This is a genomic window from Gordonia malaquae NBRC 108250 (assembly GCF_000344135.1).
Classification (GTDB): Bacteria; Actinomycetota; Actinomycetes; order Mycobacteriales; family Mycobacteriaceae; genus Gordonia; species Gordonia malaquae.
Genome location: NZ_BAOP01000021.1, coordinates 34,656 through 56,298 on the forward strand (window position 1 = coordinate 34,656; position 21,643 = coordinate 56,298).

General features: G+C 65.7%; 21 protein-coding genes. 11 read left to right on the forward strand and 10 right to left on the reverse strand.

Going from position 1 to position 21,643, the window contains the following annotated elements:
• Window positions 1-61 precede the first annotated feature (61 nt).
• Window positions 62-2,389, forward strand: a complete 2,328-nt coding sequence (locus GM1_RS14460; RefSeq protein WP_008379970.1) for a HelD family protein — start codon at window positions 62-64, stop codon at window positions 2,387-2,389.
• Here GM1_RS14460 and GM1_RS14465 read toward each other — a convergent pair.
• Entirely contained in the window at window positions 2,277-3,317 is a 1,041-nt protein-coding gene (locus tag GM1_RS14465) for an oxidoreductase (protein ID WP_008379973.1), read from the reverse strand. The two genes, GM1_RS14460 and GM1_RS14465, sit on opposite strands and share 113 nt — an antisense overlap.
• 53 nt (window positions 3,318-3,370) lie before the next feature.
• Here GM1_RS14465 and GM1_RS14470 point away from each other — a divergent pair, with 53 nt between their 5' ends.
• On the forward strand, window positions 3,371-3,829 hold the full coding sequence (locus GM1_RS14470) for a MerR family transcriptional regulator (RefSeq protein WP_008379974.1): 459 nt from the start codon (window positions 3,371-3,373) through the stop codon (window positions 3,827-3,829).
• A 31-nt stretch (window positions 3,830-3,860) separates the two neighbouring features.
• Here the strand turns inward: GM1_RS14470 and GM1_RS14475 are convergent, their stop codons facing one another.
• Both GM1_RS14475 and uvrB read right to left on the reverse strand, forming a co-directional pair.
• Window positions 3,861-4,304 carry a universal stress protein gene (locus tag GM1_RS14475; RefSeq protein ID WP_008379976.1) on the reverse strand — a complete coding sequence of 148 codons (444 nt, stop codon included), beginning with the start codon at window positions 4,302-4,304 and terminating at the stop codon, window positions 3,861-3,863.
• Between the two features lie 159 nt (window positions 4,305-4,463).
• The gene (gene uvrB, locus GM1_RS14480; protein ID WP_008379978.1) at window positions 4,464-6,617 is read right to left on the reverse strand and encodes an excinuclease ABC subunit UvrB; all 2,154 of its coding nucleotides are present in this window, start codon (window positions 6,615-6,617) and stop codon (window positions 4,464-4,466) included.
• 122 nt (window positions 6,618-6,739) lie between these two features.
• Between uvrB and GM1_RS14485 the strand changes: the two genes are divergently transcribed.
• The 5 genes from GM1_RS14485 to GM1_RS22685 all read left to right on the forward strand — a co-directional run bounded on the left by GM1_RS14485 (window position 6,740) and on the right by GM1_RS22685 (window position 9,688).
• Window positions 6,740-7,210 (forward strand): QcrA and Rieske domain-containing protein, encoded by a 471-nt coding sequence (locus GM1_RS14485; RefSeq protein ID WP_008379980.1) that lies wholly within the window; start codon window positions 6,740-6,742, stop codon window positions 7,208-7,210.
• A 60-nt stretch (window positions 7,211-7,270) separates the two neighbouring features.
• Entirely contained in the window at window positions 7,271-7,771 is a 501-nt protein-coding gene (locus GM1_RS14490) for a ribonuclease FAU-1 family protein (RefSeq protein ID WP_081604289.1), read from the forward strand.
• Window positions 7,768-8,283 carry a hypothetical protein gene (locus GM1_RS22335; protein WP_008379984.1) on the forward strand — a complete coding sequence of 172 codons (516 nt, stop codon included), beginning with the start codon at window positions 7,768-7,770 and terminating at the stop codon, window positions 8,281-8,283. The genes GM1_RS14490 and GM1_RS22335 overlap by 4 nt, the downstream gene beginning before the upstream one ends.
• 12 nt (window positions 8,284-8,295) lie before the next feature.
• Entirely contained in the window at window positions 8,296-8,727 is a 432-nt protein-coding gene (locus GM1_RS23365) for a hypothetical protein (RefSeq protein ID WP_506256247.1), read from the forward strand.
• A gap of 115 nt (window positions 8,728-8,842) precedes the next feature.
• Entirely contained in the window at window positions 8,843-9,688 is an 846-nt protein-coding gene (locus GM1_RS22685) for an LppU/SCO3897 family protein (RefSeq protein WP_008379989.1), read from the forward strand.
• Window positions 9,689-9,743: 55 nt separating this feature from the next.
• On the opposite strand, the gene GM1_RS14515 is transcribed toward GM1_RS22685, so the two are convergent.
• The gene (locus GM1_RS14515; RefSeq protein ID WP_008379991.1) at window positions 9,744-10,493 is read right to left on the reverse strand and encodes a TetR/AcrR family transcriptional regulator; all 750 of its coding nucleotides are present in this window, start codon (window positions 10,491-10,493) and stop codon (window positions 9,744-9,746) included.
• Between the two features lie 205 nt (window positions 10,494-10,698).
• Here GM1_RS14515 and GM1_RS14520 point away from each other — a divergent pair, with 205 nt between their 5' ends.
• Both GM1_RS14520 and GM1_RS14525 read left to right on the forward strand, forming a co-directional pair.
• Window positions 10,699-12,366: a DEAD/DEAH box helicase gene (locus tag GM1_RS14520; protein WP_075052046.1), complete on the forward strand. Its 1,668-nt coding sequence runs from the start codon at window positions 10,699-10,701 to the stop codon at window positions 12,364-12,366.
• The gene (locus GM1_RS14525; protein WP_008379995.1) at window positions 12,363-12,902 is read left to right on the forward strand and encodes a hypothetical protein; all 540 of its coding nucleotides are present in this window, start codon (window positions 12,363-12,365) and stop codon (window positions 12,900-12,902) included. Before GM1_RS14520 ends, GM1_RS14525 begins: the two co-directional genes overlap by 4 nt.
• 52 nt (window positions 12,903-12,954) lie before the next feature.
• On the opposite strand, the gene GM1_RS14530 is transcribed toward GM1_RS14525, so the two are convergent.
• On the reverse strand, window positions 12,955-13,935 hold the full coding sequence (locus GM1_RS14530; RefSeq protein WP_157436041.1) for a hypothetical protein: 981 nt from the start codon (window positions 13,933-13,935) through the stop codon (window positions 12,955-12,957).
• Between the two features lie 526 nt (window positions 13,936-14,461).
• Here GM1_RS14530 and coaE point away from each other — a divergent pair.
• On the forward strand, window positions 14,462-15,367 hold the full coding sequence (gene coaE, locus GM1_RS14535) for a dephospho-CoA kinase (protein WP_157436042.1): 906 nt from the start codon (window positions 14,462-14,464) through the stop codon (window positions 15,365-15,367).
• A 45-nt stretch (window positions 15,368-15,412) separates the two neighbouring features.
• Here the strand turns inward: coaE and dmpG are convergent, their stop codons facing one another.
• The 3 genes from dmpG to GM1_RS14550 are packed head-to-tail and all read right to left on the reverse strand — an operon-like array spanning window position 15,413 to window position 18,202.
• The gene (gene dmpG, locus GM1_RS14540; protein ID WP_008380000.1) at window positions 15,413-16,438 is read right to left on the reverse strand and encodes a 4-hydroxy-2-oxovalerate aldolase; all 1,026 of its coding nucleotides are present in this window, start codon (window positions 16,436-16,438) and stop codon (window positions 15,413-15,415) included.
• Window positions 16,435-17,394 carry an acetaldehyde dehydrogenase (acetylating) gene (locus GM1_RS14545; RefSeq protein WP_008380002.1) on the reverse strand — a complete coding sequence of 320 codons (960 nt, stop codon included), beginning with the start codon at window positions 17,392-17,394 and terminating at the stop codon, window positions 16,435-16,437. The genes dmpG and GM1_RS14545 overlap by 4 nt, the downstream gene beginning before the upstream one ends.
• Window positions 17,387-18,202, reverse strand: coding sequence for a 2-keto-4-pentenoate hydratase (locus GM1_RS14550; RefSeq protein ID WP_008380004.1), 816 nt, complete (start codon window positions 18,200-18,202; stop codon window positions 17,387-17,389). Before GM1_RS14550 ends, GM1_RS14545 begins: the two co-directional genes overlap by 8 nt.
• 120 nt (window positions 18,203-18,322) lie before the next feature.
• On the opposite strand from GM1_RS14550, the gene GM1_RS14555 reads away from it, so the two are divergent.
• Complete coding sequence (locus GM1_RS14555; protein ID WP_052005425.1) at window positions 18,323-19,048, forward strand: IclR family transcriptional regulator; 726 nt, start codon at window positions 18,323-18,325, stop codon at window positions 19,046-19,048.
• Between the two features lie 87 nt (window positions 19,049-19,135).
• On the opposite strand, the gene GM1_RS14560 is transcribed toward GM1_RS14555, so the two are convergent.
• Window positions 19,136-20,467 carry an MFS transporter gene (locus GM1_RS14560; protein ID WP_008380007.1) on the reverse strand — a complete coding sequence of 444 codons (1,332 nt, stop codon included), beginning with the start codon at window positions 20,465-20,467 and terminating at the stop codon, window positions 19,136-19,138.
• A gap of 173 nt (window positions 20,468-20,640) precedes the next feature.
• The gene (locus GM1_RS14565; RefSeq protein WP_008380009.1) at window positions 20,641-21,642 is read right to left on the reverse strand and encodes an amidohydrolase family protein; all 1,002 of its coding nucleotides are present in this window, start codon (window positions 21,640-21,642) and stop codon (window positions 20,641-20,643) included.
• Between the last annotated feature and the right edge of the window lies 1 nt (window position 21,643).

Below are 21,643 nucleotides of genomic sequence, written 5' to 3' on the forward strand. Positions count from 1 at the left end.
TGACGGGCACCACGTTCTGAGCCCGCCACCGGCGGCGATCCGCCGGTAATATGGAACGACTGTGACAGCCGAAACGCCTGATCCCCGCCTGCCAGACGAGCAGATTCACCTCGACGCGGTCTACGCGCGCCTCGACCGCATGCGCGCGACCACCCGCCGTCGCCTGAGCGAGACGCTGCGTGAATCCGCGGGGACACCGCAGGCCTTGTCCGAGCGCGAATCGTACGAGCGCATGTACACGGACGAACTCACCAAGATCGACGCAGCCGAGCACAATCTGTACTTCGGGCGACTCGACATGATCGACGACACCGAGGAGGTCCGGCGCATCGGACGCATCGGCATCCTCGACGACGACGACCGAGACACCACCCTGCTGCTCGACTGGCGTGCGCCCCTGTCGCGTCCGTTCTACCTCGCAACACCGGCGACTCCCGAGGACGTGGAACGTCGACGCCACATCCGGACGCGATCCCGCGCGGTCCGCAGCGTGTCCGACGAGAATCTGATCTCCGGCGAGATCGTCGACTCCGATTCCTCGCATGACGTCTCCGGTGCGAACGTCGTCAACGAGTCGGCGCTGGTCGACGCTCTGAACGCCGCGCGGACCGGCGAGATGACCGACATCGTCGAGACGATTCAACGTGAGCAGGACGAGATCATCCGCTCCACGCATCGCGGCGTCGTGGTGGTGCAGGGCGGTCCCGGCACCGGCAAGACCGCCGTCGCACTGCACCGTGCGGCCTATCTCCTGTACACCCACCGTGATCTGCTGTCGCGGAGTGGTGTCCTGATCCTCGGTCCGAACGAGGACTTCCTGCAGTATATCGGCCAGGTGCTTCCGTCACTCGGTGAGACAGGAGTGCTCCTCTCGACTGTCGCCGATCTGTTCCCCGACGTCCGCGCCCGCGGTCGTGACACACGCGAGGCCGTGGCTCTCAAGGGCGACCAGCGGATGCTGAACGTGCTCCGGGCCGCGGTTCGGGCCCGCGAGTCGTTGCCCACGGCCGGACTCACCACCCGGTTCGACGGGTACGACCTGCCGATCGACGCCGAGATCGTCAAAGCGGCTCGCGCCGATGCTCGGTCGACTCGTCGTGCGCACAACCTCGCCCAACGGACCTTCCTCCGCACCGCACTCGACCGGCTCGCCGCCGTTCACGCCCGCCGCATCGGATCGAGCCAACTCGACGGGTCGCAGCTGTTGACCGCGGGCGACCTCGACGACATCCGCGTCGAACTCGAAGCAGACCCGGACGTGACGGCGACGCTCCTCGAGTTCTGGCCGACGCTGACGCCGCAGGGTGTGCTCCGCGACCTGTACGACGACCCGTCGTTCCTCCGGAAGTCGACTCGGGGCTGGACGGACGCCGAGCGTGACGCGCTGTACCGCAAGGCCCGTCCCCTCCGCGAGGACGCGGACCTGTCCGCGTCGGACGTCCCGCTGCTCGACGAACTCGCCGAACTCATCGGATATCGGACGGACGAAGCCGATCGGGTGAACCGCGCGCGATGGCGACAGCAGTTGTCCGAGGCGCAGGACGCCCTCGACATCCTGACCGGATCAGCCCCGCAGGACCTCGAGGACGACCTCGATCCGGAGATCCTCATGGCGTACGACCTCATCGATGCCGAACAACTCGCCGAACGACAGGTTCACACCGCACGCCGGACGACCGCCGAACGCGCCTACGAGGATCGGACGTGGACGTTCGGTCACGTCATCGTCGACGAAGCGCAGGAACTGTCGTCGATGGCGTGGCGAATGGTGATGCGACGGATACCGAATCGCTGGATGACGGTCATCGGCGACACCGCCCAGACGGGTGACGCCGCGGGCGCCACCTCGTGGTCGGAGGTGTTCACCCCGTACGTCGCCAATCGGTGGCGACTGCACGAACTGACCGTCAACTACCGGACACCATCGGAGATCACTCGCTACGCGAACCGCGTGCTCGACTGGATCAACCCGGACCAGTCCCCACCGACATCGTTGCGCTCGAACGGGATCGAACCGGTGGCGATCGCGACCGACGACGTCGCGTCCACTGTGTCCGAGCTCGTCGTGACGTCGGACTGGGCCGGTCTCACCACAGTCATCACGTCCGACGGAACAGCCGACGCTCTGCGCGGCGCGCTCGCCGACGTGGGCGCCGACGTCACGGTGCATCCGATCACTGCGGCCAAGGGACTCGAGTTCGACACGGTGATCCTCGTCGATCCCGCAGATCTGATCAGTGAGTCCCCCCGCGGCTACAACGACCTGTACGTGGCCCTCACGCGCGCGACCCAGCGTCTCGTCGTGGTGCACTCACGAGCGCTTCCGCCTGACCTCGCCGACATGCCCGCTCCCCCTGCGCAAGATTCGTCGCCGTCAGCGCCGAAGTGAGTTGCCAGAGCCGTTCGGCACTCGAGGAGTCGAGCGCATAGGGCCGAACGCCTCCCTCGTCCATCGTTCCGCCGTCCCGCGCCACGGACGCGATGTCACAGTCCTCGAGATAGAGCCCGCCGAGTCCGTCGAGGAGGGGCGACGTAGCCGCCCACACGCCCGTAGCGGCCCCCTGGCTCGGCGTTTTGAAGTCGGAACCGACGACGTTGCCGTCCGTGTCGATCCACCCGAGTTCGACCTGCTCAGCAACTGACTGCCTCTGGAGACCGGTGATGATCTTGCCCGGATGCAGTGCGAACGCCCGGACACCATGGTCTGTGCCGAGCTGATCAAGCCAGACTGCGAACAGCACGTTCGCCGTCTTCGACTGCCCGTATGCGGCCCACCTGTCATATCCTGTCAGGAAATGCGGGTCGTCCCACCGGATGTCCGACGCGTGATGCCCGGCCGATGAATACACGACGACGCGCGCGCCGGTGCGAGCCAGCAGCGGGAACAGCCGGGCCGTCAGTGCGAAGTGCCCGAGATGGTTGACGGCCAGCTGGTAATCCCATCCCGGCCCCACTGGTCGGGGCGGCGTGGCCATCACACCTGCGGCGGCGATCAGCATGTCGACTCGGTCGGTCACGGAGTTGATCCTCTCCGCTGCGTCAGCGATGCCACCGAGGTCAGCGAGGTCCACGCCGTCGACGAGAACAACGTCGTCGATCCCGCTCAGGGGACCTCGTGCCACCTCTTCGCTGCGAACGGGCACTATCACCCGCGCGCCGGCGCGAGCGAGCGCCCGTGAGGTTTCGAGGCCGAGTCCTGAGGATCCGCCCGTGACCACAGCAGTCTGACCGGTGAGGTCGCGGTCTGCGAGCACGTCGGCCGCTGTCGAAGATACGGTGAATCCGGATCCGAGAGGGTGTTGGTCTGCAAGCGTCATGGGCGTGACGCTATGACCTAGAGTCGGCTCTAGGTCAAGTCGGACGGGAGCGAATGGTGGGCACTGACGAAGGAACGACGTTCTCGATCGGCGAAGTGGCGGCCTCGGTCGAGATGAGCGTCCATGCGCTGCGGTTCTACGAACGCGAGGGGTTGCTCGTCGGCCCCATCGAACGCACCACCGGCGGCCGTCGCCGCTATACGCAGGTCGACGTCGACTGGCTCCAGATATGTACCAGACTCCGCGAATCCGGAATGCCGCTGGCGGAGCTGAAACGATTCGCAGCGCTGGTGCGACAAGGACCGGGGAACGAGCCCGAGCGGCTCGCGCTGCTCGACGCACAGCGACACAGGGTTGATCAGCAGATACACGCCCTCGAACAAGCCAGGAAAGTCATCGAGTGGAAGACGGACGTCTACCGCCGGCATGTTCACGACGGAAACGCCGCCGGACTGTGGGACCCGACCAGCGGCCGGACGACCGAGCCCCGGTCACCGGACACTATCCGATGAGCGGGGCTCGACAGTTCGTGGGGCGTCTGAACTAGGTGGTGTGAACGATCAGAACGTCGCACGCCGCCTTGCGAGCGACGTCGGCCGGAACCGAGCCGAGCAGGCGTCCGGCGATCGAGTTGAGGCCCTTGTTGCCGACGACCAGAAGGTCGGCCTGGACGTCGACGACGAGTTGCAGGAGCGCGTCGACCGGTGCGCCCTGAACGGCGCGCTGCACGACGGTCGCGGCGCCCGCGGCCTTTGCGCGCTCTTTCGCAGTGCGGAGGATCTCCTCGGTGGGCGAACTGCCCATCACCTGGTAGGCCTCGTCGCGCAGGGTGTCGGACGCAGAGCTGGCAGCCTTGCCGTCGTTCAGGAAGTAGGCGCAGGCGATGACGACGGTTGCGTCGCCGGCGATGGCGCCCGCACGCTCGACGGCCTTCAGCGAAGATTCCGATCCGTCGGTGCCGACGACGATCGTCGAGTATCCGCTCATGTGTGAGTTTCCCTCCAGCTGATGAATCGCAGATTCTCATCTCCATTGTGGAGACGAATTCTTATCCGTTCATGAACATACCCTGCGCACGGCCCATTGCCAGGTGCTTGTGTACGACTTGTCGCCCAACGAGCATCTTTGATCGGTGTGCAAGATACGTCACTTTATGCCTGCGGCGTCCATTCCGCGCAGTTCCTTCTTCAAGTCGGCGATCTCGTCACGGAGTCGGCCTGCGAGTTCGAACTGCAGATCGCGTGCCGCATTCATCATCTGGTCGGTGAGTTCGTGCACCAGATCGGCGAGTTCGGCCCGCGGCATCGACGACGTGTCGCGCTGTTCGTAGACTCCAGCGCTGACCGATTTCGACACCTCGCCCTGCGCGCGGCGGCCACGGCTCGCGTTCCGTCCCGACCCACCGATGTCCACGGTGTCTTCCGCTTCTGCGTACACCGTGTCGAGGATGTCGGCGATCTTCTTCCGAAGCGGCTGAGGATCGACGCCCTTCTCGTTGTTGTAGGCGATCTGCTTTGCGCGGCGACGGTCGGTCTCTTCGATGGCGTTCTGCATCGAGTCGGTGATCTTGTCCGCGTACATGTGGACCTGCCCTGACACGTTTCGCGCAGCACGTCCGATGGTCTGGATCAGCGACGTCGTGGAGCGCAGGAAGCCCTCCTTGTCGGCGTCGAGGATCGCGACGAGCGACACTTCGGGGAGGTCGAGGCCCTCACGAAGCAGGTTGATGCCGACGAGGACGTCGTACTCGCCGCTGCGCAGCTGCCGCAGAAGTTCCACACGACGCAGCGTGTCGACTTCGGAGTGCAGGTAACGGACCCGGATTCCAAGCTCCAGAAGGTAGTCGGTGAGGTCCTCGGACATCTTCTTGGTCAGAGTCGTGACGAGCACACGTTCGTCTCGGGCCGTGCGCTCACGGATCTCGTGGACCAGATCGTCGATCTGCCCCTTCGTCGGCTTCACCACGATCTCGGGGTCGAGGAGTCCTGTCGGTCGGATCACCTGTTCCACGAACTGCCCGCCGGACTGGCCCAACTCGTACGGCCCCGGTGTCGCCGACAGGTACACGGTCTGTCCGATGCGGTCGACGAACTCGTCCCAGGTGAGCGGGCGGTTGTCGACCGCAGACGGGAGCCGGAAGCCGAACTCGACGAGGTTCCGCTTACGCGACATGTCGCCTTCGTACATCGCCCCGATCTGTGGCACCGTCACGTGCGACTCATCGATCACCAGAAGGAAGTCGTCCGGAAAATAGTCGATCAGGGTGGCGGGCGCAGTGCCCGGACCACGCCCGTCGATGTGCCGCGAGTAGTTCTCGATGCCGGAGCAGAAGCCGACCTGCCTCATCATCTCCAGGTCGTACGACGTGCGCATGCGCAGACGCTGGGCTTCGAGGAGCTTACCCTTGGCCTCGAGGTCGGCGAGCCGTTCTTCGAGTTCCTTCTCGATGCTCGCCATGGCCTTCTCCATGCGCTCCGGCCCGGCCACATAGTGCGTGGCCGGGAAGATGCGCAGCGAGTCGACCTGTCGGACGACGTCGCCGGTGAGCGGATGAAGGTAGTAGAGCGACTCGACCTCGTCGCCGAAGAACTCGATGCGGATCGCGAGTTCCTCGTACGACGGAATGATCTCGACGGTGTCGCCGCGCACGCGGAAGCCGCCGCGCGTGAACGACATGTCGTTCCGGGTGTACTGGACATCGACGAGAAGCCTGAGCAGAGCGTCTCGATCGATCGTCTGCCCCACCTCGAGCTCGACGGACCGGTCGAGATACGACTGCGGGGTACCCAGACCGTAGATGCACGACACCGATGCGACCACCACAACGTCGCGCCTCGACAGCAGACTCGACGTCGCCGAGTGGCGAAGGCGTTCGACGTCGTCGTTGATCGAGCTGTCCTTCTCGATGTAGGTGTCGGTCTGCGCGATGTACGCCTCGGGTTGGTAGTAGTCGTAGTACGAGACGAAGTACTCGACGGCGTTGTTGGGAAGCATGTCGCGGAGTTCGTTGGCGAGCTGCGCGGCGAGGGTCTTGTTCGGCGCCATGACAAGCGTCGGGCGCTGCACGCGCTCGATCAGCCACGCAGTGGTCGCCGATTTTCCCGTGCCGGTGGCGCCGAGCAGAACGATGTCCTTCTCCCCTGACGTGAGACGCTGCTCGAGGTCGGCGATGGCGGCGGGCTGATCGCCTGCGGGCTCGTACTCGCTGACGACGACGAAGTCGGCTCCCGACCGCTCGATGTCGCCGACCGGCCGGAACTCCGAGTGTGCGACGATCGGCCGCTCTGCTGCGAATGCCATGCGTCCAGCGTAGACATCACCTCTGACATTTTCGTTTCGGTCCACTTCGTTCCTGTGACGGCTGCCAGGTTCGACTGGTCCAATGGGTGGCGATCACAGTTCCACCAGCCCAGGGAGCCACGATGACCGACCCGACAACTTCCGCGCCCGAATCGACCCCGCGTCACGGGGTGTCTCGCCGAACCGTGCTCGCCGCAGCGCCGATCGCCGTCGCCGCGATCGGCGTGGGGATCACGGCGTGCGGCAGCGACGACTCGTCGACCTCGACCGACACGTCTACTCAGGCCGCCGACACCGGCGCCGACAGCAGCGCCGGGGCCGACGTCCTCGCGTCGACGACCGACGTGCCGGTCGGCGGCGCGAAAGTCGTCGGCGACGTCGTCGTGACGCAAGCGAGCGCCGGGACGTTCGCCGCGTTCTCGACCAAGTGCCCGCACATGGGCTGCGCCGTCGCGCATAAGGGCTCCACACTCGACTGCCCGTGCCACGGAAGCGAGTTCACACTCGACGGATCCCTGGTCAAAGGCCCGGCGACGACGGGACTGACCGCCGTGCCGGTGAAGGTCGACGGGACAGACATCGTGAAAGCGTGATCTCTCGTGACGGCCCATGAGACGCACCCGCCCAAGGGGGAGGTGTTCGACGTGCCCGCCATGACGAACACTGACAACAAGGGCTTCGTTCGCCCCGTCGAGGTGTATCGCGAGACGCCGTACGGGCTGTACATGTCGAGGACCGCCGACCACCCGAGGTTCGATCACCTCGAACTGTGGCTGCTGCCTGCCCTCGGACTGCGAGCGAACATCTTTCACTTCACCGGCGGGTATCGGTCGAGTCAACGCCTGTATCTCGACATCGGCGAGTTCAGCGGCCCCGACGACGCCGGGCGCTGGCATTCGGTCGATTGGTACCTCGATCTCGTCGACTCCGCCGACGCGCCGCTCGAGCTCGTCGACGTCGACGAGCTGTTCGACGCGCACGCGGCCGGTCACCTCACGACATCGCAGTGTGAAGCGGCGATTCTCATCGCGATGCGAACGATGACCGGCTCCGCGGCCGTCGACGGTGTGCAGACGTGGCTGGACGCGCAGGTCGGCGAACGCCTCACCTGGCTCGATCGACCGCAAGCAGGCATGCCAGACTCGGACATATGACGACGCCGCCTCACGGAGGGCCCTACCCTCAGCAGCCGAATCCGCAGCAGCCGGGGAACTACGACCAGACGCAGATCGGTCAACCGGCCTTCGGGCAACCCCAATACGGACAAGCGCAATACGGACAACCGACGCCTCCGCAAGCCCCCGGTTCGCAGGGGCCGCAGCAGGCGTACGGTCAAACGCCCGCCTACGGTCAGAACCCGTTCAGTCAGCCGCCCACAGGCCAGGCCCCATACGGCCAATCCCAGTACGGACAACAGCACTACGGCCAGAGCCCGTACGGCCAGCCTCCGTTTCAGCAGTCCCCGGTGCCGAACAACGGCTCCACGCGCATCGTCATCGCGGTAGTCGCGGTCATGGCGGTCATCGCCGTCGGCGGCCTGGCGTTTCTGATCTTCGGTGGAGGCGACAAGGAATCAACGGATGTGGCGGCCTCGTCGTCGTCGAGCGCTCCGTTCACCCTTCCCGCATCGACGACCGAAGACGGGACGACTGTCGATTCGAGTTAGGTCGGCTCGTGCATCACGGTCCGCGGATCCACGTCGGTCACCACCCAGTCCGCTAGTTGCAGTTCCAGCCGTCCGACGTTCATCGTTGCGGCGAAACTCTCCACCAGCAGCGGGTGCGACGCCGCGAAGTACCCGTTCTCGGTCACTGAGTACGGCACGGGCGCAAGCAACAACGTCCTGTGCCTGGTCCCGAATTACCAGGTGGGGACGTGCTACACGCAGTCCCAGTTCTCGGTCGGCATCTCCCTCGAGACGGTGTCGTGCAGCCAGGATTCGACGACGAACACCACGAACTTCAAGATCACCGAGCGGTCGGAGTCGAGCTCGGTTCCCAATTGCTCCGACTCGGACAAACAACGGATCGACACGTTCACCATTCGCACGTCGCCTTCGCAGACGATGAGCATCTGCCGCGAGATCCTCGGCGATTACGTGTGGAAGTGAGCCGATTCACGAAGGCAGACCGAGAGTCAGGCGGACTCGGCGCGCGGTGTCGACCGAACGTATGTCACACTTCTGACTGAATCTCTCATCTGTCTCACAGGAAAGTCCGCCAACCATGACGACGCCTCCTCCCGGCCAGCCCGGCCAGCCCGCCCCCGGAAACCCGTTCGGCGCCCAGGGCCAGCCGGCCCCCCAGCAGCCCGGCCAGCCGGTGTACGGCCAGCAGCCGCCTCAGCCCGCACAGCCGTACGGCGCCCAGCCCGGTCAGCCGCAGCCGGGGCAGCAGCCCTACGGCGCCGAGCCGGGCCAGCCTCAACAGGGACAGCCGGGCGGGTACGCTCCGGTCGCCGGAGGCACCGACTACGCAGGGGGCGCACCGCAGGCCCCGCGCCCGAATCCACTTGTGCGCATCCTCAAGTTCGTCGGTCCGATCATCGCCGTGATCGCGATCATCGCCATCGCGACGCAGGTGTTCGGCGACAAGGACAGCGGCACGTCCGTCGAGTCGAGCCCCATCGGCTCGTGCATCACGGTAGAGGGCTCGACCTCGGTCACGACCAAGGCGATCGACTGCAGCACGACCGAACCGTCGTTCATCGTCGGGGCCAAGCTGGACAACAGTGACGCCTGCGAGAGCGCAAACTACGAGTTCTCCGTCACCGAGTACGGCAACGGCGCCAGCGACAAGGTCTTGTGCCTAATTGCGAACTACCAGGTCGGCAAGTGCTACACCTCGTCGAAGTTCTCGATTGGCATCAAGCTCGAGACCGTCCCGTGCACCGAGGAGTCGTCGATGTCGGCGACCAACTTCAAGATCACCGAACGCTCCGAGACCGGCACCGTGCCGAACTGCACCGATTCGGACACTCACATGGTCCAGACATTCAACATTCAGAGCGATCCGCCGCGTCAGATGTCTGTGTGCAGCAAGATCATCGGCGAAGGCTATACCTGGAAGTAATCCCTTCCACACCTCTTCAGAACCGCCTCGACCACTTTCGGTCGGGGCGGTTCTGTCATGTCCGGACCAGTCCGGCGATGAGTGCGGTGAGACCGAACTCGTAGGCGTGATCGGCGTTGCCCGGCCCGGAGAAGAGCTGTCCGACGGTCGTTCCGACGCGCGATGAGATCGGGTAAGCCCCGGCGGGCATGGCGTCGGCCAGTGCCGGTCCGGCAATCTGCCACCACTGCTCGTCGTCGAGACCGGACGCCGCGTGCTCGGCGACCTGGTCGATTCGCATCCGCGCGTTGCCGGTCGCGAAGGATCGCAGGGAGGCGATGACGGCGTCGAGGGTCACGTCATCGACGGCGGAGTCGCCGTAAGCGCGTGTGAGAGCGGCGAGTTGTTGTTCATAGCGCCGGGACGATCCGGGGCCCGGAACTGGTCGCCACGCCGGAACGTCGCCGAGCCACGGGTGCCGCAGCAGTTCATCGCGGTACTGGTCGGCGATCAGACGCATGCATTCGGTCAGGTCGAGCCCCTTGTCGAGGTCGGCGGCCTCGAATGCGACGGCGTCGACCATCAGCGCGACGAGCACGTCACGGTTCGGCACGTACGTGTACAGGCTCATGGGCTTGAGGCCCACACGCGCTGCCAGCGAACGCATCGACACGAGCGCAAGCCCATCGGAGTCAGCGAGTTCGATTGCCGCGCGCACCACATCGTCTACGTTCGTGCGCCGCCCCGGGCCAGACCTGGCGGTTGTCGCGTCACGTCGCCACAGCAGGTCGACGGTGCGTCGGACGTTGTTGTCGTGATCGGCCACGGGGCTCCCTCCAGCGATCTTGCATGCAAACACCGTAAGGCGTACGGTGTTAATTCCGTACAGCATACGGTATCTGCTCGGCCGACCCGAAGGAAGACCACTGCCTGCTTCGACGACTCATCCGAACGCCACCTACTTGACTGATCGCCACGTGTTCGCGCTGTGGACCGGCGAACGATCCGCTCCCGACGAGCCCGCGCTCCGAATGCCGATCCCGGTCGGCTACGGCCGTGAGAAGCAGTTGGTTCCGACCGCGCTCGCGTATCGGATCGTCGACGTCGCCGATCTGCCGGACGATGCCACCGCATCAGTTCGGGCATGGCATGCGCTTGGTTCGGATCCCCTGGCGGACGTCGTGTTGCCGGCCTCGGCGCATGCGGTGCTCAACGCGGTCGGCGACGCCGTCGTCTCCGCGGAGTACGCCCGTCAGACGTTCAGCGCCACCGTTGAGGTCGAGGCCGGTCTCGCCGACCGCCTGACCGCAGACCTGCGGCCGTACCAGGTCCGCGGGATCTCGTGGCTGGACGAGGTGTGCGCGGACGGCGGCGGCATCCTCGCCGACGAGATGGGCCTGGGCAAGACTCTCCAGTCGATCGGGCACCTCGCGCTCTCGGCGTCGGGGCCGGCTCTGGTCGTCGGTCCGACTGGGCTGGTCACCAATTGGCTCCGCGAGATCGCGCGATGGGCGCCCGACGCGCTCCACGCCGTCGACTATCGAGGCGGTGACCTGCCGGAGCTCGGCGGGAATGTCCCGACGGTTGTCGTCACCGGCTACCCGACTCTTCGTCGGCACACCGAAGCATTGGCTGCGGTCGAATGGTCGCGGGTGGTCTTCGACGAAGCGCAAGCGCTGAAGAACTCGCGTACCCAGGTGTCGAAGGCGGCGCGACGCCTGCGGGCCGATGCGACGATCGCGCTCACGGGCACACCCGTCGAGAACAGCCTCGACGAGCTCTGGTCGCTGTTGAACCTGGTCGCCCCCAGTGAGTTCGGCAACCGGGCGTTGTTTCGGCGACGGTATGCCGCGCCCATTCAAGCCGGATCGTCGGAGGCGAAACTGCGGATGCATGACGCGATCTCCGGTCGCGTCATGCGGCGGACGAAGTCGGATGTCGCAGCGAGCCTCGGACCGAAGATCCACACCGACATCGAATGCGACCTGTCGAGCGAGCAGGCCAGGCTGTACGACGCGATCCTCGATCAGGCCTCGGACGACGGCTTCGGCGACGGCATCGGTCGACGCGGAGCGATTCTCGCTGCCCTCACCAAGTTGAAGCAGGTCTGCAACCACCCTATGCTCGCGGGTGCGGGCCGCCCCGGCGACGTCGACGGTCGCTCCGGCAAGCTCGACGTCGCGACCGACATCGTCGTCACCAACCTCGAGAACGACTCGCCCACAGTTGTGTTCACGCAGTACCGCGAGACCGGCGAACTCTTGGCCGCTCATTTCGGCGCGGTTCTCGACGTGAGGGTTCCGTTTCTCCACGGAGGCCTGTCGCGTGCCGAACGCGATCGGATCGTCGACGACTATCAGGCCGGACGCGGCTGCGGTGTGCTAGTCGCAAGCTTGAAAGCTGCGGGTACCGGCCTGACACTCACTCGCGCGGCCGACGTCATCCACTTCGACCGCTGGTGGAATCCCGCCGTTGAAGCCCAAGCGACCGACCGCGTCCACCGGATCGGTCAGGAGCGCGTCGTCACCGTGACCACACTCACGACCGCCGGCACGGTCGAAGAACACATCGCTGCCATGCACGACCGCAAGTCGGCCCTCGACCTCGACGCCGACGCGGGCGCGCTGGCGGTGTTGACCGAACTGTCCGACGAGAAGCTGATCGAAGTGCTGCGTCGCAACCGAGAGGAGACCGCATGACCAACGTCAACGCCGAGTACGGCTACACCGTCTGGGGTCGGGACTTCCTCCGTGTGGTGGAGCCGACCAGCATCACCAAACCGGAGCCGATGCTCCCCCGCGCGCGCAGTCTGGCGCGGAGCTCCGTCAGCGGCGTCGTCGTCGACGGCAGGCACGTACGCGGAACCATCGCCCGCGGAGGTTCCGCGTCGGTCGCCTACCTGGAGTTCACACCGATGGACCGTTCGACCGCAGAATCCCTTGCGGCCATCGTCGGATCGGCTCCGACGGCCTCAGCCCTCACCGACCAAGCACACGACACGCTTGCTGGCACGCCCGAACTCGCAGTCGTCGATTGTTCGTGCAAGGCACGGACCGCCCGGTGCATCCACGTCCTGACGCTGCTGTACGACACCGTCAGACGAGTGGACGAGGATCCGCGGATCGCGTTGCAATTGAGGGGATTCCACGACTCCGTCGACGCACCCCCGGAGTCGGAGGCGGTTCCGCGCTGGACTCCCCTCTCCGCGCTCGACCCCGCCACCTTCTACGGCTGATCGCTTAGTGCCGTTGATCGTGACCACATAGTGGTCACGATCAACGGCATAGTCACTTGTAGTGGGCGAGGAATGCATTCCCGGCAGATTGGAGGAGAAATAGGCGTCGCCCGAACTGCCTCCAGATCGCTTTCGAGTCGACCGGCTCTGAGTCCCACACTGCTTCTCCGGTTCGCATGTCGTACGCCGTCAGATGCGGCACGTTCGGCGAGTGGTCGGCATTGCGGTCTCCGGCGAGCACGAGCCGTTCACCATCGAATCCGACCGCTGTCTTTCCGAACCCGGTGGAGACCGCTCGGCTGCGCTCACCCGAATCCGCATCGACGATTGTCCAGGATTTGGTGTACCCACCGTTCGCCGCATACAGGTCGCCAGTACTCAGAAGGTAGTGGTCCTCGTCTATTTGGGTGGCATCATCCGCAATCCCCGGCACAGTCCATTTCACGGCGTGCGTGCCGGCCGACACGACACCGAATGCAGGACGTTTCGCCAGCAGCACCGGTACGCGCTTGCGGTCGACCGTTGCGGACGGCCAGTTTCTGTACGACGCCAACTGCCAGCCCTTCAGCCCTCCCTGGTATCGCCCCGCGCTGTCGTGAAAGGCGACTGTCGAGCTGAGCGTGTACCGCCCTGACCCGATCACGAATCCACCCTCGTAGAGCAGGTATAGATCACCACTTCGTGACGAGGTGTGCACTCGTTCCCCGGTGTCGGCCCGATAGATCGAGAATCCGGTCCCTTTGCGATCCTCAAGTGCCACCATGTCCGATCCGGCTGACTGCTGGAGTCGCAGGTGATTCACTGGGGGATCGACGGCCCAGCGTTCGCGTCCGGTTCGTGAATAGCCGACCACCCGCCCACGTTGATCTGGGAGTTCGCTCGCGAAGCTGACCGTCGCGACAAGCTCTGCGCCAGGGTCGATCTCAGACAGCAAACCGATATTCGCCGTTCCCTCCACAAGAACTACGAAGCCGTCCTCAACAGCAGTGATCGATGGCCAGCCGGGATACCGGATGGTCTGAGATGCACTCACGACGCCAGTCTGCAGGTCGAAAAAGTCGACACGAGTAGCGACCAGGCCGTCGACACGAGCGTTGTCCGCACAGGCCAACACCCCGCCGGCACCGATCGCGCAGTTCCAGGACTCGCCGATTCTCGGTTCATCCCACATAGGTTCGCCGGACTCCGCATCGACAGCGATCAGTGCAGTGCCTGGTCGGGGCGTCGATACGCGTCCGGCTACGACCAGCACCCCATGACCGTCCGCCTTGACCTCCAGATTGTCAGAGGCGGCGTCGGGGCCGAAGATATCCTTGGTCGAGCGCTTCCACACCTGACTCGGCGCAGTGTTCATCGGTTCGAGCGAGACCGGCCCCTCGTACCCCATCGTTTCCGTGTGTCCCCTCGGCCACAGCACCACCCCGACGACGACAACCATCGTCACCATCAGCGCAACGATCACAATGGGCAAACGCGGTCTCACCGACATGTCCCCCATCCAATCAGCTGAACGGGCTACTGTCTGAGTTCTCGCGAACGGATCTGACACACTGGCAGGCGTGATCAGAGTGGGACTGACAGGCGGAATCGGCGCCGGCAAATCGACGGTGGCCAAGACGTTGATCGATCAGGGTGCGTATCACGTCGACGCGGACCGGATCGCCCGTGAAGTGGTCGAGCCAGGCACCCCCGGCCTGGCTCAGCTCGTCGAGGCGTTCGGGCCGGAGATCTTGGACGCCGACGGCGCGTTGAACCGGCCTGCGCTCGCGGCCCGCGCGTTTGTCGACGACGAGAGTCGGAAGACGCTGAACGGGATCACTCACCCCCTGATCGGGGCCCGGACGCAGGAGCTGACCGACGCGGCCCCGGATGACGCAGTGATCCTGCACGACGTCCCGCTACTGGTCGAAGGCCACATGGCGCCGTTCTACCACGTCGTCGCAGTGGTGCACGCCGACGCCGACCTGCGCTTCGAACGACTCACCACACTGCGCGGCATGGACGCCGACGACGCACGCGCCCGCATCGCCGCACAGGCCACCGACGATCAGCGCCGCGCCGTCGCCGACATCTGGCTCGACAACTCGGGCACCCCCGATGCGCTCGCCGCGCAGGCACTCGACGTGTGGACCAACCGACTGATTCCGCTGCGCGACAACGTGTCCGCTCGTCGCGCCGTAGAACTGCCGACCGATGTCCAGGACTACGACCCCGAGTGGGCGGCGCTCGGAGCACGACTGGTGAACCGAGTGTGGGCGCTCGTCGGCGCGAACGCGACGGCAGTCGCACACGTCGGGGCGACGGCGACACCCGGCACCGCAGCCGCTCCGGTCATCGACATCGAGGTCACCGCCACGGGCGACGTCGCCGACGCACTCGCCGCCGGCGGGTTCCCGCAGACCGCGCCGGGCATTCACGTGAGCGCCGACCCGGCTCGTTTCGCCCGGGTGACGATACGCGTGTAGATCGTTACCCGATTCGGGTAACGATCTACACGCGAGATCACGAACCTACGAAGCCTGAGCTTCTTCGCGCTCCTCGACCAGGGTGAGGGCGATGTCGACGATCATGTCCTCCTGGCCGCCGACGAGACGGCGCTCGCCGCAGACGGTGAGGATGTCGCGGACGTCGAGCTCGTAGCGCTGCGCGGCTGCCTCGGCGTGGCGCAGGAACGACGAGTACACACCGGCGTAGCCGAGCGTGAGGGTCTCGCGGTCCACGCGGACCGGACGATCCTGCAGCGGACGGACGATGTCGTCGGCAGCGTCCTCGAGCTTGTTGAGGTCGCAGCCGTGCTCGAAGCCCGACAGGTTCGCCACTGCGACGAAGGGCTCGATCGGGCAGTTGCCTGCACCTGCACCGTGCCCGGCGAGCGACGCGTCGACGCGGTACACGCCGTTCTCGACGGCGACGACGGAGTTCGCGACCGACAGCGACAGGTTCTCATGCGCGTGGATGCCGATCTCCGTCTCCGGATTCAGCACGTCACGGTAGGCCTTCACCCGGGCGACGACGTCGTTCATGGTGAGGCGGCCTCCCGAGTCGGTGATGTAGACGCAGTGCGCGCCGTACGACTCCATCAGCTTGGCCTGCTGCGCCAACTTCTCCGGCTCCGACATGTGAGACAACATCAGGAAGCCCGACACGTCCATGCCGATCTCGCGCGCTGCGGCGATGTGCTGCGCGGAGACGTCGGCCTCAGTGCAGTGCGTGGCGATGCGGACCGAACGAACGCCCAGGTCCCAGGCCTTCTCAAGGTGCTCGACAGTGCCGACACCGGGGAGCAGCAGCGTGGTCAGACGAGCGTTCTTGAGAACGCTCGCGGCCGCTTCGATCCACTCCCAGTCGGTGTTCGAACCGGGACCGTAGTTGACCGAGCCGCCGGCGAGGCCGTCTCCGTGAGCCACCTCGATGGCGTCGACGCCCGCCTCGTCGAGAGCGCTCACGATGCGCTTCACATCGTCGGTGCTGATCTGGTGGCGGAGTGCGTGCATACCGTCACGCAGGGTGACGTCCTGAACGAAGATCTTGGTCATGCGCTGGCCTCCTCGGCCTTGAGTGCTGCGATCCGCTCGGCGTACTGAAGGCCGGCCGAGGTCATGATGTCGAGGTTTCCGGCGTAGGCCGGGAGGTAGTGAGCGGCGCCCTCCACTTCGAGGAACACCGACACCTGGTGGGTGGGAGCCGACTCGGGCTCCTCTGCCATCAGGGTGCCGACGGGCGACGTCTCGGCGATCGGGTTGATCTGCACCTTCTGCTTGAGGCGGTAGCCGGGGACGTACGCCGACACGTCGGCGACCATCTTCTCCACGGAGTTGCGGATCTGGTCCTGGGTGTCGAGGTCGGGCGCGTCGACGAGGGCGTAGACGGTGTCGCGCATGATCAGCGGCGGTTCGGCCGGGTTCATGATGATGATCGCCTTGCCGTTGACGGCGCCGCCGACCGACTTGATCGCGTTCGACGTGGTCTCGGTGAACTCGTCGATGTTCGCGCGGGTGCCGGGGCCGGCCGACTTCGATGCGATGGAGGCGACGATCTCGGCGTAGGCGACGGGCGCGACGCGAGAGACGGCCGCGACGATCGGGATCGTCGCCTGCCCGCCGCACGTGACCATGTTGACGTTCTGCGCGTCCAAGTGCTCGTCGATGTTCACCGCGGGCACCACGTACGGACCGATGGCCGCGGGCGTGAGGTCGACGAGGCGCTTGCCGAGCGGGGCGAGAATCGACGCGTTGTACTCGTGGGCCTTGGCCGACGTCGCGTCGAACACGATCTCGATCTCGTCGAAGTTCGGCATCTTGACGAGGCCTTCGACACCTTCGTGGGTGGTCGGGACACCCATCCGAGCGGCGCGCGCGAGACCGTCGGACTCGGCGTCGATGCCGACCATCGCGCCCATCTCGAGGTGCTTGGCGGTGCGGATCACCTTGATCATCAGATCGGTGCCGATGTTGCCCGAGCCGATGATGGCGACCTTGGTCTTCTTACTCATGTGCGTTTCCTTCACTGAACTTCGCGACGACCGTGCCGAGACCGGTGATCTCAACGGTCACCTCGTCTCCGGATTCGATCGGCCGCATGGGACCGAGTGCGCCGGACAGGATGACCTGACCTGCGCGAAGAGGCTCGCCGAAGTCGCGGGCGGCCTTGGCGAGCCATGCGACAGCGTTGAGGGGATCACCGAGGCAGGCTGCACCGTTTCCGGTGGAGACCTCCTCGCCGTTGATGAGCATCCGCATGCCGACCTCGACGGGCGCGAACTCGTCGAGCGTCTTGCGGTCACTTCCGAGCACGTAGACGCCGGACGACGCGTTGTCGGCGACGGTGTCGGCGAAAGCGATGTCCCAGCCGTCGATGCGGCTGTCACACACTTCGAGAGCTGCCACACCGTAGTCGACGGCGTCGCGGATCTGCTCGATGTCGAGTGGGCCGTCGGCGAGGTCCTTCTTCAGGACGAACGCCACTTCGGCCTCGGCCTTCGGCTGGAGCAGTCGGTCCATCGGAACCACTTCGTCGCCGGTGTACGCCATGTCGTCGAAGAGGACGCCGAAGTCGGGCTGGTCGACGCCCATCTGCTCCTGTACCGCGGCAGAGGTGAGGCCGATCTTGCGGCCGACGATCTGCGCGCCGCCGGCCACGCGCCCGGCGGTGAGACGTTCCTGGACGCGGTAGGCAGCAGGCAGGTCGGTGGGCCCGATGAGATCGCGGACCGGTGTGCATGCGGTACGGGTCTGCAATGCGGTGAGGAGTCGCTGTGCCGCCTGGTCTTCGGCGACATCGCGATCAACAGAAGATGTCATGAGACGATCGTCACCCGGTTCTCCGACGACGCCAAGGGTTCCGTCTCGCTGAGTGAGACGGAGAGCTACAATAGCCATGTGACCAGCGCAGATCAAGCCCAGACAGTCATCGGCAAGGTGATGCTGATTCTGCATTCGTTCACCGTCGACGACCATGATCTGACTCTCGCCGAGATCGTCCGCCGCTCCGGTCTGCACAAGGCGACCGCCCATCGGCTCGCGGGTGAACTGGTGGCCGCACGCCTTCTCGACCGCACGGAGAACGGCTACCGCCTGTCCGGAGGACTGTTCGAGCTCGGGATGCGCGCGTCGGTGGAGCGCGGCTTGCTGGAGATCGCGATGCCCTTCCTGCAAGACCTGTACCAACGGACACGGGAGACAGTGCACCTCGGCGTGCTCGACGGCCACGAAGTGGTTTATGTGGCGAAGATCGGCGGGCATCGGCAAGCGAGCGCCCCGTCGCGCACCGGAGGACGAATGCCCCTGCATTGCACGGGCATCGGCAAAGCACTGCTGGCGCACGCCGATCCGACGCTGCGTCACGACGTGCTGAGTGGTCCGTTGGCACGGCTGTCGCCGCGGACGATCGTGGCGCCCGGTCTGCTCGCCGCCCAGCTGGATGCGGCCCGCGAGACGGGCGTCGCCTACGAGTTCGAGGAGTCGACCCGAGGCATCGCGTGCGTCGCCGCGCCGATACTCGACGTCGGGACGAACGACGTGGTGGCGGCGATCAGCGTGACCGGTCCGCTCAGCCGCTACCGCCCGGAACCCCACGCCGACGCGGTCCGAGCCGCTGCCGGCGGAATCGCATCCACCCTGCACCGTCGCCGCGCCCTTCAGGGGTAGAAACACAGCGAAAAGCCACAGAAGTCACGCGGTGGTCGTGTTCATCCACGACCCCTCCGTGACTTCTGCGGCTTCCCGCGTCGTTGGTCAGACGGCGGTCGGAGCCTCCGCCGGTTCGGCCGGAGTGGCAGTCGGAGTCCGGAACAGGAATGCGGCACACACCAGGCTGAGCGCACAGACGATGGCGAGATACACGGTCACGCCGGCCGAGCCGCCGGACTCGCCGACCAGAGCGGACGAGATGATCGGCGCCAGTCCGCCGCCGAGGATCGCGCCGACCTGGAGGACGAGCGACGTGCCGGAGTAGCGGACCGACGCAGGGAACAGATCGGCGATGATGGCCCCCTGAACGCTGTGGGTCACCGGGACGATGAGACCCATGCCGAGGAACGCGATCGCCGCGACGGCGTTGCTGCCGGTGTCGAGCAGCGGAAGGAACGCCACACACCACACGAGCAGCGCGATCGATCCGCCGATGAACATCGTCCGGCGACCGCTGCGGTCGGCGACGCCGGTCCAGTACGGGATCGTCGCGAACCAGATGACCGCCGCCACCGAGACGCAGGCGATCAGGAACGTGCGGTTGTAGTCGAGGTGTTTGGTGCCGTACGACAGGGTGAAGACCATGAAGACGTAGGCGGCGGCCGAGTTCGCGACCATGAGGCCGACGGTGAGCGCCATGCGTCCGACGCCGACACGGACGGCTTCACGCAACGGGAAGCGTTCCACCGCGCGGTGGCTGACAACGGATTCGAACGTCGGCGACTCCTCGACGCGCAGACGGATCGCCAGTCCGACGACAACCAGCAGACCGCTGAGCAGGAACGGGATCCGCCATCCCCAGGAGTCGAACGCATCGGACGGCATCAGCGCATTCGTGGACAGGAACACCACATTGGCGAGAACGAGGCCCGCGGGGGTGCCCATCTGAGGGAAGCCGGCATAGAGGTTCCTCTTGTCTGCCGGGGCGTGCTCCATCGACATGAGCGTCGCACCGGCGCCCTCGCCGCCGAGGCCGATGCCCTGCACCACGCGGAGAAGCACGAGCAGTACCGGCGCCCACACTCCGATCGACGCATAGTTCGGGACGACGCCGATGAGTGTCGACGCGATGCCCATCATCAGCAGCGAGACGATCAGCGTGTTGCGACGGCCGATCCGGTCACCGAAGTGCCCGAAGACGAGGCCCCCGATCGGGCGAGCGACGAAGCCGACAGCGAAGGTGCTGAATGCGGCGAGCGTGCCCGCGGTGGGACTGAGCGACGGAAAGAACTGCTTGTTGAAGATCAACGCCGCGGCAGTGCCGTAGAGGAAGAAGTCGTACCACTCGAGTGTGGTGCCGACGAGCATCGCCGATCCGACTCGGCGCCGCTTCTGCATGTCTGTCACCGCCTGAGGCGACGAGTGTTTCTGAGTCATCGGGGAGCCTTTCTGGAACTGCTCGGGAGGTGGGGCAAATCGTTGTCATAAGGCGATCCGGTCGGCGACTCGCCTCTTGTCAAGCCAATGTCAGTGATTCATGTCACACAAATGCTCTTTATTGCTGCCGCCATGCCCGCGTGAGCATGGGCGTGAGGACCGATCGGGGCAGGTCACGACGCCGGCAAGCCGAGGAACCGTTCGGCGTTCCCGCGCAGAATGAGATCGCGTGTCGCGGGCTCCAGGAACTCGCTCTTGACGACCACCTCGCCGACGGGCCGCTCCCCCAACGGGTACGGGTAGTCGCTCCCGACCATCACGCGCTCGGAACCGATCGTGTCCACGAGCAGACGCAGCGCACGCTCGTCGAACACCACCGAATCGACGTAGAACCGTCCGAGATAGTGCGACGGCGGGAACTCCGACGTTCCGATGACATCGTTCCGGCGGTGCCAGGCGTTCTCCATGCGACCGAGCCAGAACGCGAACGATCCGCCGCCGTGAGCGAAGCCGATCTTGAGCCGCTCGTCGACTCGATCGAACACTCCGCCGAGGATCATCGCGAGGATCGAGAGATGCGATTCGGCGGGCATTCCGACCAACCACTTGGCCATCCACCGGTCCAGCCTGGGCGATCCGGTCATGTCCCAGGGATGCACGAACACCGGCACGTCGCGGGATGCGCAGTGCTGCAGAAACTCGACGACGCCCGCATCGTCGAGATCGCGGTCGCCGACGTGATTGCCGATCTCGACACCGCGGTGGCCGTTGTCCAGGCACCGGTCGAGTTCCTTGCAGGCGAGGTCGGGATCCTGCAGTGGCACCTGGCAGAACGGGATCATCCGGTCCCCCACGGGCCCGGTGATGTCGAGGGCGAGGTCGTTGAAGATCGTCGCGATCTTCGCCGCCTGCTCTCCGGTGCGCGCGTAGTTGAAGAACACCGGGGTCGGCGAGACGACCTGCGTCTGCACCCCGTCTGCGTCCATGTCGGCCAGGCGGACGTCGGGGTCCCAGGCGTCGGACTGGATGCGCCGGAACTCGGTTCCGCCGGTCATCATCATCGCTTCACGTTCGGACTCCACGCGCAGCCACGGCGCATCCGGGCCCGCGGCGTCACTGACGTCGGGCCACCCATGAGGAACGTAGTGAGTGTGGACGTCGATGGTGCCCGGCATC